Origin of the sequence: Bradyrhizobium sp. 27S5, from assembly GCF_037217225.1 — a bacterium.
In the GTDB taxonomy this organism is placed as follows: Bacteria; Pseudomonadota; Alphaproteobacteria; order Rhizobiales; family Xanthobacteraceae; genus Bradyrhizobium; species Bradyrhizobium septentrionale.
On record NZ_CP147714.1, the window covers coordinates 6,572,239 to 6,586,598 of the forward strand.

The following is a 14,360-nucleotide window of genomic DNA, read 5'->3' on the forward strand; positions in this document are numbered from 1 at the left end:
GTGGACAGGAGGACGTATGAATTCGAGGTGGGATACCCCGCTATGGTGTAAAGACGGAATAAGCGCCGCCAAATCACAGGGGATCACGCGGCGTCTCCGGCCCGCGTTGCGTCACCGGATCAATTGACGCATGGTGACCGTCGGCCCTCCATCCTATCCTGACCGCATGACATCCCTCCTCCGATACCTAGTCATCGCTGCCGTGCTGCTGGTCGCCGGTCCCACGCTGGCGCAGACGCCCTCCATCGTCGTTGCCTCTACGACATCGACCGAGCAGTCCGGCCTGTTCGGCTATCTCTTGCCGCGCTTCACGCAGGCGTCGGGCAGTGCCGTGAAGGTGGTCGCTGTCGGCACCGGTCAGGCGCTCGACATCGGACGGCGCGGCGATGCCGATGTCGTGTTCGTGCACGATCGCGTGGCCGAGGACAAATTCCTGGCCGAGGGCTTTGCGACCAAACGGTATGACGTGATGTACAACGATTTCGTCATCGTCGGTCCGAAGGCCGATCCGGCGCACATTGCCGGCGACAAGGACGTCGCGGACGCCTTGCGCAAGATCGCCGCGACGAAATCCGCCTTCATCTCGCGCGGCGACCACTCCGGGACGCATGAGGCCGAGTTGCGGCTCTGGAAGGATGCCGGTGTCGATCTCGGTTCCGCGAAGGGCCAGTGGTATCGCGAGATCGGCCAGGGCATGGGTCCGGCGCTCAACATGGCGTCGGCGTCGAATGCCTATGTGCTATCAGACCGCGGCACGTGGCTGTCATTCAAGAATCGCGGCGAGCTCGCCGTGCTGACCGAAGGCGATAAGCGACTGTTCAATCAGTACGGCGTGATGCTGGTCAATCCGGCAAAGCATCCGACGGTGAAGGCCGCCGACGGACAGGCCTTCATCGACTGGCTGGTCTCGCAGGCCGGGCAGTCGGCCATCGCCGGCTACAAGGTCGGCGGCGAGCAGCTATTTTTCCCCAACGCCGCGCACTAGCAGAAACGCGATCGTGCTGACGCTGACGCTCAGCGCAAGCAGGATCACACCGAGGCCGAGACCGAGCGCCAGTTCGCCCTTGCTGGTTTCCAGCGCGATCGCGGTCGTCATCGTGCGCGTATAGCCGCTGATATTGCCGCCCACGATGATGATGGCGCCGACCTCCGCGATGGCGCGGCCGAAGGCGGCGAGGAATGCGGTGAGAAGCGAGGCGCTGCCGAGCGAGAACAGCAGCACAAGGCTGCGCAGGCGGGACAGGCCGTCGGTGCGTATCAGGTCGGCGTATTCCGCCCACAGCAGCGCGACCGGACGATGCACCAGCGCGACCACGATCGGCGTGGCCAGGATGACCTGCGCCACCACCATCGCCGTCGGCGTGAACAACAGACCGGCGAAGCCCAGCGGTCCCGAACGCGACAGCAGGAGATATAGCCCGAGCCCGACCACCACCGGCGGCAGGCCGAGACAGGCATTGGCGAGCACGATCACCACCTGCCGTCCGCGAAATCTGGATATCGCAAGCCAGCCGCCGATCGGCGCGCCGATCAGAAGCGCGAGCAGGCTCGCCAGCAGGCTGACGCGCAACGACAATGCGACGATCCCGAGCAGCACCGGATCGCGACTGGCGATCAGTGACGCTGCCGCCGTGATGGACTGTGCGAAGTCATTCATGTTGCGGAGCGATCAATCGCTCAGGCCGGCGCGCCGTTCTTGAGCAGCTTGGTCACGGCCGCGACCAGCTCGTCGGGCGAGAACGGCTTGTTCAGCAGCACGCTGTCCGCCACGCCCCGGGTCGGCCACTCGTCGCCGCCGCCGCCGGTGATGTAGAGCACCGGGAATGACGGATCGATCTCGCGGGCGCCGCGCGCCACGCGCCAGCCGTCGAGCCGGCCAAGCAGGCGGATGTCGGTGACCAGGGCACTGTATTTGGTTCGGAACGCCTTCAGCAGCGTCAGAGCTTCCTCGCCCGAGCCTGCGATCGCCGGCTCATAGCCGCCGTCCCTCAGGGCGTCCTCTACCATCATCTGAAGATCACGATCGTCTTCGATGACGAGAATGATCGGCACGTCTTGCAAAACCTATCCCCCAGTAACCAGCCGGGTGCGCCCGGCTCGCGAGCATACGCAGAAAATAGTGGCTACCGTTTGCACGGCATCCCCAGTAAAAATACGGGTATCAGACGCGTCCCTATTCGTCGACGAATTCGTCTTCTTCGTTGACCCCCGCTTTACCCCGCGGGGCCGGCTTTCTGCCGCCGAGCGATCCTGTGACATAAGGTTCGCGCGTTGCATAGGGGTTACGTCCGCCGGCGCGTGCCGCGACCTCCTCGCCGGAGACGGCGGCCGGCTGGCAGATCAGGCGCCGGCTCGCCCGGCGCATCAGATCCACATGGATGTGGTCGTAGTGATAGACGTTGGAGCCTGGCGCCAGCACGGTGGTGAATTGCTGGCACGCGGCGGCCTGGATGTCGCGCAGGAAGCCCTGCTCTTCCGGCAAGCCCTTCCAGCCATCCTTGACCGAGATGCGGCGGCCGTCGGCGAGCGTGAAGGCTGCGATATCGAGCGCATTGCCGAACGCGTGCTCGGAAATATGCGCGTGCGAATTGCCGTTCATGCCGCGGCAGGAATAGGCCGAGATCTGCTTGATCTCGACGACCCGCGCGCCGAACCAGCGCTGCGCCGCCGGCTGCACGGAATCGGCGAGCCAGCGCTCGAGCACCGAGACGATCGGGCACGCCAGCGTCGCCGCCGGCTTCACTGCGACCGGGCCGACCGTCATCACCGGGTTGCCGCCTGACGGACCGAGCCGTGGCGGCGGCGCGCCTGATGGCTGCTGGGAATAAGGCGCCGGCGAGTAAGGCGCGGCCCCACTGTCGCGCCGTTGATTGGACGGCAGGCCCGGATAATAAGGTCGCTCACCGCTTGAGTCGGGCGAGCCGTCAGGCGGCAGGTCGATCTCGTCCTGTTGCGGTGGAACGCCAGGCGCCGACAGCGAGACCGGCCCGTTCGGCTGGCTGCCATAGTTCGGCTGGCCGACCGCCTGATCGGAGTATGGCGCCTGCGCGGGCGGCGGGGGTTGCCGGTTGATCGGCCAACGCGGCTGGTTGCCGACCGCGGCTGGCGGACGCAGGCTGTCGTCGGCAAATCCGTAGGCCGGGCTGGCTTCGCCGAGAGCGGCGACCTTGAGCGGGAACTCGGCGCCGCAGACACCGGGCCCGGAGATCGGATCGATTCGGACGAGGTCGGCGCTTTCCTTGACCGCGCCGGATTTCAGGCAAGCGGCCTCAGCCTCGGCCCGCCACGGCTCGCGCTCGGCGGTCTGAAACAGACCGCGCCCGCAACCAGCAAGCGACACAAGGACAAGGGAGCCGACGAGATACAAACGAACTCCACGCGTCATGGCGCGGAGGTTCTGCGAATTTGATTAAAGACTCTTCAACGCAATTCGACGCGTTGATTTCAACGCCCCTTAACCATGCGCCGGAACCCGACCGAGCAAGTCGCGCGCTGCCGGGATCTATCTCCATCACTAGGTGTAACGAACGACGCCCTTGCCGCCATAGGACGACGTGACGTCGGAGAACTCGCCTTCGAAGGTCAGCAACCGCCCGGAAGGACCCACAAGCACTGTCAGGTTCACAGGTCCCCGGAATATATTTGGGGACGCTTCAAGGCCTTGATTCGACGCTGTTTTGATCCGGGCGCCGCAATGCGGCATTGCTAGGGAACAGCGGGCCGGACAGCAACGCTGACTTTTTCGACCAGGAACCGATTGCTAGCTTCAGCGTTAATGCGGGCAGCGTTGTGAACCAAGGGAGCACCCCCAATGGATTTCGCGAGTCCTCTGCTGAGCAAGCTGAGCATTGTGGCCGCGTACATCGCGTTCGCCTTCGTCGGCGCCATCATTCTCGGCGTGTTCTAGGACATTTGGCTCCTGGGACATTCGACTTGGCATTGAGTTCAGCGCCCGGCGGTCGCCCCGCCGGGCGCTTTGCGTTTTTGTGGACGCCAACTGACTCCGTCATCCTGAGGTGCGAGCTCTTGCGAGCCTCGAAGGATGCACGGCCACAGTCGGGCCGTCGATCCTTCGAGACGGCCGCTGCGCGGCCTCCTCAGGATGACGGGACGACGGATCAGGATGACAGGTCAAAGAGCCACGTCGCGCCATCATCTCAAAAATTCGAGCAGCTCGATCCGGTGATGCCGCCGATCGTGAAATCGTGGCAGACGAGGCCAGGATTGTCGGGATCGGGATAGAAGTCGTCGCGACGGCGCGGCTCGCGGATGGTTCGGCTGAAGCGCCAGCCGCGGGCGCGCATGCAGCTCTTGTATTGCCGCGACGTCGGCGTGCCGTTCTGCGGCGCGCCGAACTGCGCATCGCAGAATGCGGTGTCGACATGCAGCGCGTCATCGCCGCGCCGCTGCTTCAGCATGTTGGTGTAGATGTCGTTGTCGGCATGGGCGGCGACGGCGCTGCCAGCGACAAGCAGCAGCGCGACCAGGCTCAAGCGTTTCATGTTTGCCTCCATCGCTTGCGGAAGAGCGTTGACCTCCGTCGGTCGCGCGCGACGAAGCCTCAGGTTCGAAGGCATTCGGTTACAAATTGGACAGCCGCGTAGTCAGGAGCGCGGCTCGCCCTACGTGACATCGATCACGGAAGCCGGCACCGACAGCGCGTAGCGTCCGGGTCAATCGAACCCCGCCGCCCAACGCCCACGGAGACTGTCATGAAGACGTTCGTTGCGATCGCCGCGCTGCTGATGGCCACCACATCAGCCCATGCCGGCGGCTCCGGCATCACCTTCCAGATCGACGGCCAGAGCATCCATGTCGAGGCGCCGCGCAATTGCAGCGCGCTATCCTGCATCCGCATCTCGGCGCCGGGCTATAAAGGCACGATCGGCAACATCAACCTCAAGGGTCTCGGCTCGAAGTCCAACGATGATGACGATGTGGCGTCGTCGGACGCCCCGCCTGCAGCGCCACCACCTGCGCCCGCTCCCGCGCCTGCGCCGGTGCAGGCCACCGCGCCGCAGCCGGTGCCGGCCGCGCCGGTTGCGACGGTGGTCGCGCCTTCAGCGCCTCCTCCCGCCCCGTCAACGGCGGTTGCGACGGCAGCCCCTGCGCCGGTCGAAGCCGCGCCCGCAACGCCTGCACCGGCCCCGGTCGCGGCACAGCCCACACCGCAGCCCGCTCCCATTGCCGCCGCTCCGACACCAACCGGACCGGTCGGCGTCTGGGTCACCGAAGAGAACAAGGGCAACGTCCGCGTCGAAGCCTGCGGCGCCAATCTGTGCGGCTATTCGGTGAAGACCAACAAACGCATCCTGATCAACATGAAGCCCGACGGCAGCAAATGGAGCGGCCTCATCCACGATCCCGACTCCGGCCGCGACTACGACTCGACGATCGCGATGAAGGGCTCGAATGCGATGCGCGTGCAGGGCTGCGCCTTCGGCGGCATGTTCTGCGGCGGCCAGACCTGGAAGCGGGTCAGCTAGGCCGCTACTTCGAGATCCGGCCTGATGTCCGCCACCTGCGAACGGTGAGCGGACATCTGCCCTTGAACGCCACTGCCACAAGCCGACAGCCGACGATGGCTCATAACTGCCGATGGTCGCTTCATGTGGATCGTCGGAAGCGCTATAAGACCAGCATTGTCGAGATTGAATTGAACCTGCGGGCGGCTCGCGATGGCGTTGACGGCTCTTGAGCTCGGTCTCCGGGGAGCGGTGGTCGCACTGTTCCTGGTGGTTTGCGCGGTGCTGCTGCTGCGCTATGCGGCGGTGCACCGCGCCGCGAGCCTGGGTGCTGCGATGGGCGCGGCCGGCGCGGCCTATGCGATCACGACGGCGCCGTTCTTTCCCGCCACATCATTCGGGAGCTCACCATTCGTCGCCTTCGCCATGGCCTCTCCCGTGATTTTCTGGCTGTGGGCGCGCGCGATGTTCGACGAGCAGTTCGTCTTGCGGCCCTGGCACGCTGCCGTATGGACGCTCCTCGCCGGCCTAGGCGTTGTCAGCCACAATTGCTGGACGATCTGGCCCGATGTCGCGAGGACGTGCGGCCGCATGCTCGCGCTGGCGACGATCGCCTTCGCCGTGCTCGGGGTCACGCAAATTCCGAAGGGCTGGCGCACCGCCCTGACGACGGCGCGCGGCCGGCTGTTGATCGCGCTGGTGATCGGCGTCGGCCTGCAGATGGTGCTCGCCGCCGCGGCAGGGCTGGCGGCAATTCCGACGCGGTCGATCAGCCTGAGCGCCGCGCTCGGCCTGGCCACCTTCGCGCTGATGTCGATCTGGATGATGCTGTTCGACCCGCCCGTGAGCCAACCGGCCACAGCCGGCACGGCTGGCGGCCAGGCCGGCCGGGCGTCCGGAGCGTCTGAGCCCAACGGCCCGTCGACGCAGGACCGCGCGTCGCTCAATCGCCTCAACCATTTGATGACCACCGAGCGCGCCTACCGGCAGGAAGGACTGACCATCGGCCTGTTGGCGGCGCGGCTCGGCATGCCGGAATACCGGCTGCGTACGGTGATCAATGGCGGGCTCGGCCACCGGAATTTCAACGCATTCCTCAACCGCTATCGGCTCGATGAGGCCAAGGCGGCGCTCGCCGATACCAACCAGGCCGAGGTGCCGGTGCTGACGATTGCGCTCGATGCCGGGTTCCAGTCGCTGGCGCCGTTCAACCGCGCCTTCAAGGCGGACACCGGGCTGACGCCATCAGAGTTTCGCCGGCAGGCGGCTGCCGCGCCAACCGCTGATACGGCGGAAATTGCCCGCTCGGAGTGAGAATTCTCTCCTCGATTTCAGAAATCGATAGGCCTGCAGCACCACAATCTGCCTCACTGTTGTCGACGCATGCACGGATCGTGCGGCGGCGCGACACGGCAAGCGGAGTTTCAACGCCCGATGAAGCACTTCCTCAACGCGGCCAGGCTATTGGCCCTCGACCTCGCGTCGACCCTGGTCTTTCTTGTTCTGTTCCTGCTGACCCACAACACCGCGCTCGCGGTCGGCCTCGGCATCGCGTTCGGCGTTGCACAGATCGGCATCCAGCTCATGCGCGGGAAGCGGATCGACGCCATGGAGTGGCTGAGCCTGTTCCTGGTCGTCGCGGCCGGCTCCGCGACCCTGATCACCCATGACCCGCGCTTCGTGCTGTTCAAGCCGAGCATCATCTACGCCATCGTCGGCGTCGTGATGCTGAAGCCGGGCTGGCTCAACCGCTATCTGCCCGAGATCGCGCAGACCGTCGTGCCCGATGTCGCCGTCATCGTCGGCTACGCCTGGGCGGGCCTGATGTTCGTCTCCGCCGCGGTGAACGCCTTCGTCGCGCTGACCTGCGAGATCACGACATGGGCGATCGTGATGCCGATCTATGGCATTGTGAGCAAGATCGTGGTGTTCCTCGGTGGCTTTGCCGCGATGCGCTTCACCGCCAGGCGTCGCATCCGCGCCATGCCGGAGGCCCAGCGCGAGGCCGTGCTCGCGCTCGAGGGAGCTCCGGCCACGGCGACGCCGTAGCCGCTGACGTACCCGTCCGGGGCGTGGTGGACGAAACAAATGGGGATGCGACGAAACCATTTTGCGGTGCGGACGAAGAATTGCTGAAACCGGGCCTCCGTAGTCATGCCCCCGGCAACGCGCTGCTTCGGCACGATCACCACAAGGGGACATCATGGCTTTCACCGCTTCCGCGCTTCGTCACGGCAAACTGCTGGCGGCAACCGCGTTCACGCTCGGTCTGTTGACCTCGGCGTCCTATGCCTACACCGACGAGCAGCAGCAGATGTGCACCGGCGACGCGATGCGGCTGTGCAGCTCCGAGATCCCCGACGTCGATCGCGTCACCGCCTGCATGGTCCGCCAGCGTGCGCTGCTCAGCGACGGCTGCAAGGCGGTTTTCCACTACGTGCCGCCGGCAGCGGCCCCGCAGCCCGCGAGCTATACGCCTGCGGCCAAGCCGGCAAAACCACTCAACATCACCCCTCACAAGCGCGGCTAACCAAACCCCGACTGCGACCAAGCACCGTGCTTCCCGCGAGGGAGCGCGGTGCTTGATCGTTGCAGCCTGCCATGACAACAAGGCGGGACCGTTCATTCGGCATTCAGCCGGACGCGGCTCAATTGCGAGCCCCAAGTGCCTCCCGGGAATCGATGGTGATGCGCCGCACCTTCCTCTTTGCGCTGCTGCTTGGCGTCGGCGTCACGGTCGGTTGGCATGCAACGGCCGATGCCGCGCCCGAGTTGACGCAACTCGCACAAGCGCAGCCCGCCCAGGCGCCGAGCGCGACGCCGGCGACGCCTTCCCCCGCAGCCCCTGTGCCCGCAACACCTGCTCCAGCCGCGACGCCGCAGGCCGCAGCGCCCGAGCCGATCGGCAACGTCGCGACGTTGACCGGCACCGCCACGGTCATCCGCAACAACGCGACGACGCCGCTGCAGATCCGCGACGACATCTTTGCCAATGACGAGGTCGCGACATCAGCGACCTCCTCGCTCGGCATCACCTTCAACGACGGCACCACGTTCAACCTGCGCGCCAACGCCAGGATCACGATCGACAATTACGTTTATGAGGACGGCGGCCAGCAGAACAGCGCGCTGTTCAACGTCGGCAAGGGAACGGCGGCCTTCGTCGCCGCCGCGGTCGCCAGGACCGGCGACATGAAGATCTCGACGCCGACCGCGACACTCGGCATCCGCGGCACCACCGGCCTTGTCGAGGTGCCCGAAGGCGCGACCGCGACCAGCAACAATGTCGGCATCAAGCTCTATCCCGACGCCGACGGGCATGTCGGCCGCATCGAGGTCAACGACCGCAGCGGCGCCTCGCTCGGCGTGCTGACGCGCGGCGCGAGCGGCTTTGCGATTCGTCCAGGCAGCGGCGGCGCCCGCTTCGCCGCGGTGCCGCTGACGATCTCGCCGCAGCAGATGACGCGCGACCAGGGCTTCGTGCGCCAGGTCCACAGCGCGCAGACGCTGGGCCGCCAGGTGGTGTCCGAGCAGCGCGACTTCCGCCGCGCCAATCCCGACTTCCGCAGGGCCAATCCGGCCGCGCCCTATCCGAACCGCGGCCAGCCGGTGCAGCCGAACCCGCAGCGCCAGAACGGCCTGCCGGGCCAGAACCGCAATGCTCCGCAACAACCGGGTCAGCAGAATCGCCCAGGCCAGCCGCAGCAGCCCGGTCAGCCGAACCGTCCCGGCCAACCGCAGCCACCGGGCACGCCCGGCCGGCAGGGCTCGCAGCAACAGCCGGGCACGCAGCAGCAAGGCGGCGCGCAGCACGCGCTGCCCGGCCAACCCGGCGGCGCGACGCTGCCGCACGCGCCCGGTGTCCAGACGCCGGCCGGACAGCAGCCTGCGGGTCAACAGCCTGCGCGCCAAGAACCTGCACGCCAAGGCGGCGCGACGCAGCCCGGCGGACAACAGTCGCCTGCACGTCAGGGCGGCCTGCAGCCCGGCCGCACAGCGGCGCCGGGCGCCGTGCGCCAGCCCGGACAACCGGCGGCTCAGCCGGGTCAGCCAAGCGTGCCGCGACAAGGCGCGGCGCAGCCGGTGCCGCCGGCGCCCGGCCAGATCCGACCCGGAATCCAGCAGGCCGCACCGGGCATCCGCCCCAGCATGCAACGGCCCGCACTGCAGCCACGCCCCGGCTTCGTGCAACGGCGCGCACCGCCGCCGCGCGCGGCAAAGCCACCGCCCAAGGACAAACGCCAGTAGCTGAACGAATGTGGCGCCGGCGAAAAACGCCGGCGCCACGCTCCGATCGAAAGAGCAGCAAGCGGTAGATTAGCCCCGCCTGGTGATCACGGCCTCCAGATATTCACTGTGGATGACCAGCGTCCCGTCCTTCGCGACATTGAACTGGTCCATCAGGCGGAACATGTCGGCGGCGAGCAATTGCTGCTTGACGGCATCGATCGCTCCGAATGCTTTCAGTACCGGACCGTAATAAGTGCGGAAGATCTCGAGGAAATGCTCGCGCGACCTGTAACGGAAATTGAAGTGCCTGCGCGTGGCCTCAACCGTCGCTTGGGGACCGAACAAGGCGACGAGATGGGCTTCGGTGCCCCATAGCGCGGGAGATTTCACGCCCGGGGCCGGCGGCACATATTTGCCGATGGTCTTGAACACCTGGCCGATGAAACCCTCCGGCGTCCAGCTCGCAAGGCCGATCTTGCCGCCGATGCGGCAGACGCGGCGCAGCTCATTCGCGGCCTGCTGCTGGTCGGCGGTGAACATGACGCCGAACGTCGACAGCACGACGTCGAAGCTCGCATCGGCAAACGGAAGCTTCTCCGCGTCCGCTTCCTGGAACGTGACGGGCAGCCGTTCTGCGGCCGCGCGCTCGCGGCCGCGCTCGAGCAACGCTCCGACGTAATCGGTCGAGACCACGTCGGCAAAGCGCCGCGCGGCCGCCAGCGTCGCATTGCCGTTGCCGGCGGCGACGTCGAGCACCATTTGATTGCTGCGCAGGTCGACTGCCTCGCAGAGCGTTTCACCGACGATCTGAAGCGTGGTGCCGACGATGGCGTAGTCCCCCGAGCTCCAGGTGGCTTGCTGGCGTGCCTTGACGGCGGCGAGATCGACAGCGGGCATTTCGGTCTGAACGTTCATGTGAATCTCCTTTGAGTATGAGGTGCGGCTTCCGGCGAGACCGCAGCCTCGCCGGAAGTCCGTAAGTGGCGTTGAAATGCGTCGTGCAGTGCAATTGGCCCTGCGGTGCGGCGGACTACGTGCGACGGTCGAGAAAGACCGTGATGGTCGATGCGGCAACAATGCTCCAATCAGAGCGATGGCTGCAGCCGTGCTTGCTACGCTGAGGCCAGACGACGGCCTGCTGCACTGGAGCTGCACGATGCTCCAGAACGACAGGCTCCTCCGCTCTGGTGAACACGGGTGAAGACAAACCCGCGATCACCAGCCCGAGAAGCCCGCTTCGAATGATCGGCCGAGAGCAGCGGCCGCCGGCGCCCTTCGACCGCCGGCTGCCGGGCTCGCGCGGCATCAGGCCGCTGACTTGCCGCTCGCGGTTTGCAAGCATGCCTGCGACCAATTGATTGACGATCCGGCGGATGCGCAAAAGCAGGATGGAAAAATGCCTACGTACCGGACTTGACACGGACTCCATGAATGAAATCGACATAATCGTTTCCTTGATCAAATAGTGATGGCGTCCCGGATAATCGATTGGCCGGGATACGCCATGCGACGCCCCCCAGGCGTCACTCGGCTGCAATGGGCGGTTGGACCGGATCACCACGCACCACCACGGTTGTCGCGACCTTGTAGAATTCTTCGCCCGGCATGCCGACGCAGCGCGCATGCTCCCGGATCGAGTCGCCGTCGCGCGCCTCGTAGATGCAGAATGTGCCAATGCGACCATCTGCCTCATGCACCACGTAGCTACGGATCCAACGAACGCGGTCCGGCATCTGCTGATCGCCGATCCTGGCGGAGGTTGCGCCGGCAAGCTCCAGCTCGCTCATGTTTGCCCAGGCGCTCGGACGGCGAATGACATAAAGTTCCATCGAAATCTCCTCAGTTGCGAGTGTTGAACAGCAGGCCTGGCTCCGATGATCGCGAGCCGTGAGGGATGTATAGGCGCCGTCGACGCTGACTGTCCTTACCGCGGCCTGATCATTGTCTGATCATTGCCTGATCTTTGCCTGAACCTTTTCCGCCGAGCCCGCACACATAGACATGGCCTTCGGATTTGGACTGTTCGAGCTTGATGAAGCTGGCCGCGTCCTGCTGTGCGCGCGGCAAGAGGTCCCATTGCAGCCGCGCGTGTTCGATTTGCTGGTCTACCTTGTTCGGCACCGCGACCGGGTCATCTCCAAGGAAGAACTGCTTGAAGCCATCTGGCCGGATGTGACGGTCACGGACAACTCGCTGCAGCGCGCGGTGAGTTCGTTGCGCGCCGCGCTTCGCAAGGGTGGCATGGACGGAGCGATCCGAAATCTCCCAGGCAAGGGATATCGGTTCTTTCACGATTCCGAGATCAAGCAGCCGGAACCTGCTGCGCACAATCCAAACGGCACAATCGGTGCAATCGGAGCAATCGGTCTCGCCCGACGCGCAGCGGCCGGACAATTATGGCTGCAGGCGGCAACCCTGTTTGAGAGCGCGGATGAAGAAGGCGCGCTCAGCGCCGAAGATCTGCACGATTGGGCGCTCGCCCTGCAATGCCTCGGCAGAGCCGCGGCAGCCATTCCGATTCTGATCCGCGCGGTCGGCGCAAAGAGCAAGGCGGGCGACGCTGCCGGGGCAGCGGTCGACGCGATCGCGCTCGCGGGTTTGCATTTCGAGAGCGGTCAGGCCGCGATCGGAAAAGGCTGGCTCGCGCGCGCGGAAGACTGGACCGCAACGCTCGACGATCCTCCGACGACGGCCCTGCTGTTATGGATGAAGTCGAAACTTGCCGCCTTCGATGGCGAGCCGGAACAGGCACTCGCGTTGGCCGACGCCGCCTACACTGCCGTCAGATACAAGGATGCACTCAACATCGAAGCTCTGAGCCTGGCCTATCGCGGCTTCTATCGGCTATGCCTCGGCGACACCCATGGCGGACTGGCCGATCAGGACCATGCCGCCGCGGTCGCACTGTCCAGCAACAATCTGGACCCGATCATGGGCGGCAACCTCTACTGCAACATTCTCTGGGCGGCCCGGATGTTCGGAGATTGGGCACGGGCCGACCAGTGGACACGGAGCTACCAGAATTTCTGTTCGAGCAGCGGCATGGAACTGACGGGTTCATGCCAGCTGCATCGTTCCGAGGTGCTCGGCGTCAGGGGCTCGCTCGACGAGGCGCTGGCTCGGATTCAGGACGCGCTCGCGCGCCTGACCAGCGATGCGCCATGGTCGATGGGCGATGCCAACCGGGTGCTGGGCGATATTCTGTCTGCGATCGGCAATGAGGACGCAGCGCTTGAGGCCTATGACAGGGCCTACACGCTGGGCTGGTGCCCGGAGCCGGGCCGCGCGATGTTGCTGCTCGCGAGAGGCGAAGCGGAAGCCGCCCATGCGAGCCTGGAACGGAGCCTGATCGGCAAGACCTGGTGGACCCTGCAGCGGCGGGGAATCCTGCTCGCGCATCTGGCGCTGGTTGCGGCCCACACGAATCGGGCCGGTCAGGCCAAGGCATTGATCTGCGAACTTTCGGGAAGTCCGGATCGCTGGCCGATGCCCTCGATCCGCGCGCTCACCAACGAAGCGCAGGCGATCCTCGCGCTGTCCCGGCAGGATCACGAAAAAGCCATGCGGCATCTCCATCTCGCCCGCCAGCTCTGGTCGAGCATCGACGGGCGGGTCCAGATCGTGCGGTTGAGGCTGCAGATCTGCAGGCTCCAGCTGGAGCACGGCGACATTCGCGGCGCCATGGCCGAGGTTCATGCCGCTCAGCTCGTGGCACGTGAATTGGGTTCGCCCAAGCTCAGCGGCGACTGCATGGCCTTGCAGCGTGAGATTGACGGCTGGCAGCCAGCCACGGCTCCGGCTGTACGACGTCAGGGCATCGGCCGCTGATCAGGCCGCTCGGCGCAACCAGTCGCGCACGCGCTCGATCAGGTTTTTGCGCGGCCTGGGCTGAACGATCGTCGCACCCGGCGCGATGTCGCGCAGGGATGACGACGGCGCTTCGGATACGGCCGCCTCCGCGACATGCTCCGCCTCGACCACGTCGCCAGCCTCCGTAGCGCTGCGGTCCGGCGCCATGGCCGGCGTATCGCCTTCGCTCTGCGCCAACGCCGTCGGTTCGATGGCCGGCGTCTCCGCCAGCACGGGGGCATCAGCGACGTCAGGCGGGTTGACGGCGTCCTGCTCCTCGATGACCGGCGCCCCCATCGCCGCGCGGCTGCGCCGCCGCTCCGCGGCCGCAACGCGTGCCAGCGCCCGCCGCTCACGCTCGGCGTCCGCTGCGGCCTGCAGCGCGATCGGTCCGACATTTTCCAGGAACGCACGCTCATAGCCGCGCGACAGACGCTCGAGCGCCGCATCGAGCGGCAGCCAGTCGACCTCCCTGATGTCGCTCATCAGCGCGCGCACCGGCTTGCCGCCGGCTTCCATGCGCCAGTAATGCACCACCTTGGAACGGCCGCCGGAATCATAGACCAGCGTGCCGAGGAATTCGTGCACGTCGACGTCGTGGCCGGTTTCCTCCAGCACCTCGCGTTCGGCGGCATCGCGCGGCGTCTCGCCGTCGTCGAGCTTGCCTTTCGGCAGCACCCACTCATTGCGCTTGCGCAGGCGGACGACGGCGAAGCGCGGCGGTGTCTCCCGCCGCAGCACAATGCCTCCCGCCGCCAGCACCGGCGTCCGCGCCATCTCGTGTCCCAAAGGTTTGCGATTTGAGATCGTCGCACG

15 protein-coding genes are annotated in these 14,360 nt (G+C 66.0%); 7 read left to right on the top strand and 8 right to left on the bottom strand.

Annotated elements, in window-relative coordinates:
• Positions 1 to 166 precede the first annotated feature (166 nt).
• Entirely contained in the window at positions 167 to 985 is an 819-nt protein-coding gene (locus WDM24_RS31075; protein WP_338828473.1) for a substrate-binding domain-containing protein, read from the top strand.
• Here the strand turns inward: WDM24_RS31075 and WDM24_RS31080 are convergent.
• From WDM24_RS31080 to WDM24_RS31095, 4 genes are all read right to left on the bottom strand, one after another.
• On the bottom strand, positions 959 to 1,657 hold the full coding sequence (locus WDM24_RS31080; protein WP_338691317.1) for an ABC transporter permease: 699 nt from the start codon (positions 1,655 to 1,657) through the stop codon (positions 959 to 961). The genes WDM24_RS31075 and WDM24_RS31080 overlap by 27 nt on opposite strands.
• 20 nt (positions 1,658 to 1,677) lie before the next feature.
• Entirely contained in the window at positions 1,678 to 2,061 is a 384-nt protein-coding gene (locus WDM24_RS31085; RefSeq protein ID WP_029078940.1) for a response regulator, read from the bottom strand.
• Between the two features lie 112 nt (positions 2,062 to 2,173).
• Positions 2,174 to 3,385, bottom strand: a complete 1,212-nt coding sequence (locus WDM24_RS31090; RefSeq protein ID WP_338828474.1) for an extensin family protein — start codon at positions 3,383 to 3,385, stop codon at positions 2,174 to 2,176.
• Positions 3,386 to 4,157: 772 nt separating this feature from the next.
• Positions 4,158 to 4,502 carry a hypothetical protein gene (locus WDM24_RS31095; RefSeq protein ID WP_166304552.1) on the bottom strand — a complete coding sequence of 115 codons (345 nt, stop codon included), beginning with the start codon at positions 4,500 to 4,502 and terminating at the stop codon, positions 4,158 to 4,160.
• Positions 4,503 to 4,712: 210 nt separating this feature from the next.
• On the opposite strand from WDM24_RS31095, the gene WDM24_RS31100 reads away from it, so the two are divergent.
• The 5 genes from WDM24_RS31100 to WDM24_RS31120 all read left to right on the top strand — a co-directional run bounded on the left by WDM24_RS31100 (position 4,713) and on the right by WDM24_RS31120 (position 9,713).
• Positions 4,713 to 5,486, top strand: coding sequence for a DUF2147 domain-containing protein (locus WDM24_RS31100; RefSeq protein WP_338828475.1), 774 nt, complete (start codon positions 4,713 to 4,715; stop codon positions 5,484 to 5,486).
• A 192-nt stretch (positions 5,487 to 5,678) separates the two neighbouring features.
• A complete protein-coding gene (locus WDM24_RS31105) occupies positions 5,679 to 6,779 on the top strand; it encodes an AraC family transcriptional regulator (protein WP_338828476.1) in 1,101 nt (366 codons plus the stop codon).
• Positions 6,780 to 6,899: 120 nt separating this feature from the next.
• Positions 6,900 to 7,514, top strand: coding sequence for an inner membrane-spanning protein YciB (locus WDM24_RS31110; protein WP_338828477.1), 615 nt, complete (start codon positions 6,900 to 6,902; stop codon positions 7,512 to 7,514).
• 154 nt (positions 7,515 to 7,668) lie between these two features.
• Entirely contained in the window at positions 7,669 to 7,995 is a 327-nt protein-coding gene (locus tag WDM24_RS31115) for a hypothetical protein (protein WP_338828478.1), read from the top strand.
• 158 nt (positions 7,996 to 8,153) lie between these two features.
• Positions 8,154 to 9,713, top strand: coding sequence for a FecR family protein (locus WDM24_RS31120; protein ID WP_338828479.1), 1,560 nt, complete (start codon positions 8,154 to 8,156; stop codon positions 9,711 to 9,713).
• A gap of 69 nt (positions 9,714 to 9,782) precedes the next feature.
• On the opposite strand, the gene WDM24_RS31125 is transcribed toward WDM24_RS31120, so the two are convergent.
• From WDM24_RS31125 to WDM24_RS31135, 3 genes are all read right to left on the bottom strand, one after another.
• On the bottom strand, positions 9,783 to 10,610 hold the full coding sequence (locus WDM24_RS31125) for a class I SAM-dependent methyltransferase (RefSeq protein WP_338828480.1): 828 nt from the start codon (positions 10,608 to 10,610) through the stop codon (positions 9,783 to 9,785).
• Between the two features lie 115 nt (positions 10,611 to 10,725).
• Entirely contained in the window at positions 10,726 to 11,139 is a 414-nt protein-coding gene (locus tag WDM24_RS31130; RefSeq protein ID WP_210297524.1) for a hypothetical protein, read from the bottom strand.
• 79 nt (positions 11,140 to 11,218) lie between these two features.
• Positions 11,219 to 11,524, bottom strand: a complete 306-nt coding sequence (locus WDM24_RS31135) for a nickel-binding protein (RefSeq protein ID WP_029078950.1) — start codon at positions 11,522 to 11,524, stop codon at positions 11,219 to 11,221.
• A gap of 172 nt (positions 11,525 to 11,696) precedes the next feature.
• Here WDM24_RS31135 and WDM24_RS31140 point away from each other — a divergent pair, with 172 nt between their 5' ends.
• Positions 11,697 to 13,523 carry a winged helix-turn-helix domain-containing protein gene (locus WDM24_RS31140; RefSeq protein ID WP_338828481.1) on the top strand — a complete coding sequence of 609 codons (1,827 nt, stop codon included), beginning with the start codon at positions 11,697 to 11,699 and terminating at the stop codon, positions 13,521 to 13,523.
• Here WDM24_RS31140 and WDM24_RS31145 read toward each other — a convergent pair whose 3' ends face one another.
• Positions 13,524 to 14,321 (bottom strand): NUDIX hydrolase, encoded by a 798-nt coding sequence (locus WDM24_RS31145; protein WP_338828482.1) that lies wholly within the window; start codon positions 14,319 to 14,321, stop codon positions 13,524 to 13,526.
• Positions 14,322 to 14,360 lie beyond the last annotated feature (39 nt).

Excerpts from the sequence above, each read along its gene's own strand:
- WDM24_RS31125 (WP_338828480.1), bottom strand. The coding sequence starts at position 10,610 with ATGAACGTTCAGACCGAAATGCCCGCTGTCGATCTCGCCGCCGTCAAG.
- WDM24_RS31115 (WP_338828478.1), top strand. The coding sequence starts at position 7,669 with ATGGCTTTCACCGCTTCCGCGCTTCGTCACGGCAAACTGCTGGCGGCA.
- WDM24_RS31095 (WP_166304552.1), bottom strand. The coding sequence starts at position 4,502 with ATGAAACGCTTGAGCCTGGTCGCGCTGCTGCTTGTCGCTGGCAGCGCC.
- WDM24_RS31110 (WP_338828477.1), top strand. The coding sequence starts at position 6,900 with ATGAAGCACTTCCTCAACGCGGCCAGGCTATTGGCCCTCGACCTCGCG.
- WDM24_RS31135 (WP_029078950.1), bottom strand. The coding sequence starts at position 11,524 with ATGGAACTTTATGTCATTCGCCGTCCGAGCGCCTGGGCAAACATGAGC.
- WDM24_RS31090 (WP_338828474.1), bottom strand. The coding sequence starts at position 3,385 with ATGACGCGTGGAGTTCGTTTGTATCTCGTCGGCTCCCTTGTCCTTGTG.
- WDM24_RS31145 (WP_338828482.1), bottom strand. The coding sequence starts at position 14,321 with ATGGCGCGGACGCCGGTGCTGGCGGCGGGAGGCATTGTGCTGCGGCGG.
- WDM24_RS31130 (WP_210297524.1), bottom strand. The coding sequence starts at position 11,139 with ATGTCGATTTCATTCATGGAGTCCGTGTCAAGTCCGGTACGTAGGCAT.
- WDM24_RS31075 (WP_338828473.1), top strand. The coding sequence starts at position 167 with ATGACATCCCTCCTCCGATACCTAGTCATCGCTGCCGTGCTGCTGGTC.
- WDM24_RS31100 (WP_338828475.1), top strand. The coding sequence starts at position 4,713 with ATGAAGACGTTCGTTGCGATCGCCGCGCTGCTGATGGCCACCACATCA.
- WDM24_RS31120 (WP_338828479.1), top strand. The coding sequence starts at position 8,154 with ATGCGCCGCACCTTCCTCTTTGCGCTGCTGCTTGGCGTCGGCGTCACG.
- WDM24_RS31105 (WP_338828476.1), top strand. The coding sequence starts at position 5,679 with ATGGCGTTGACGGCTCTTGAGCTCGGTCTCCGGGGAGCGGTGGTCGCA.
- WDM24_RS31140 (WP_338828481.1), top strand. The coding sequence starts at position 11,697 with ATGGCCTTCGGATTTGGACTGTTCGAGCTTGATGAAGCTGGCCGCGTC.
- WDM24_RS31080 (WP_338691317.1), bottom strand. The coding sequence starts at position 1,657 with ATGAATGACTTCGCACAGTCCATCACGGCGGCAGCGTCACTGATCGCC.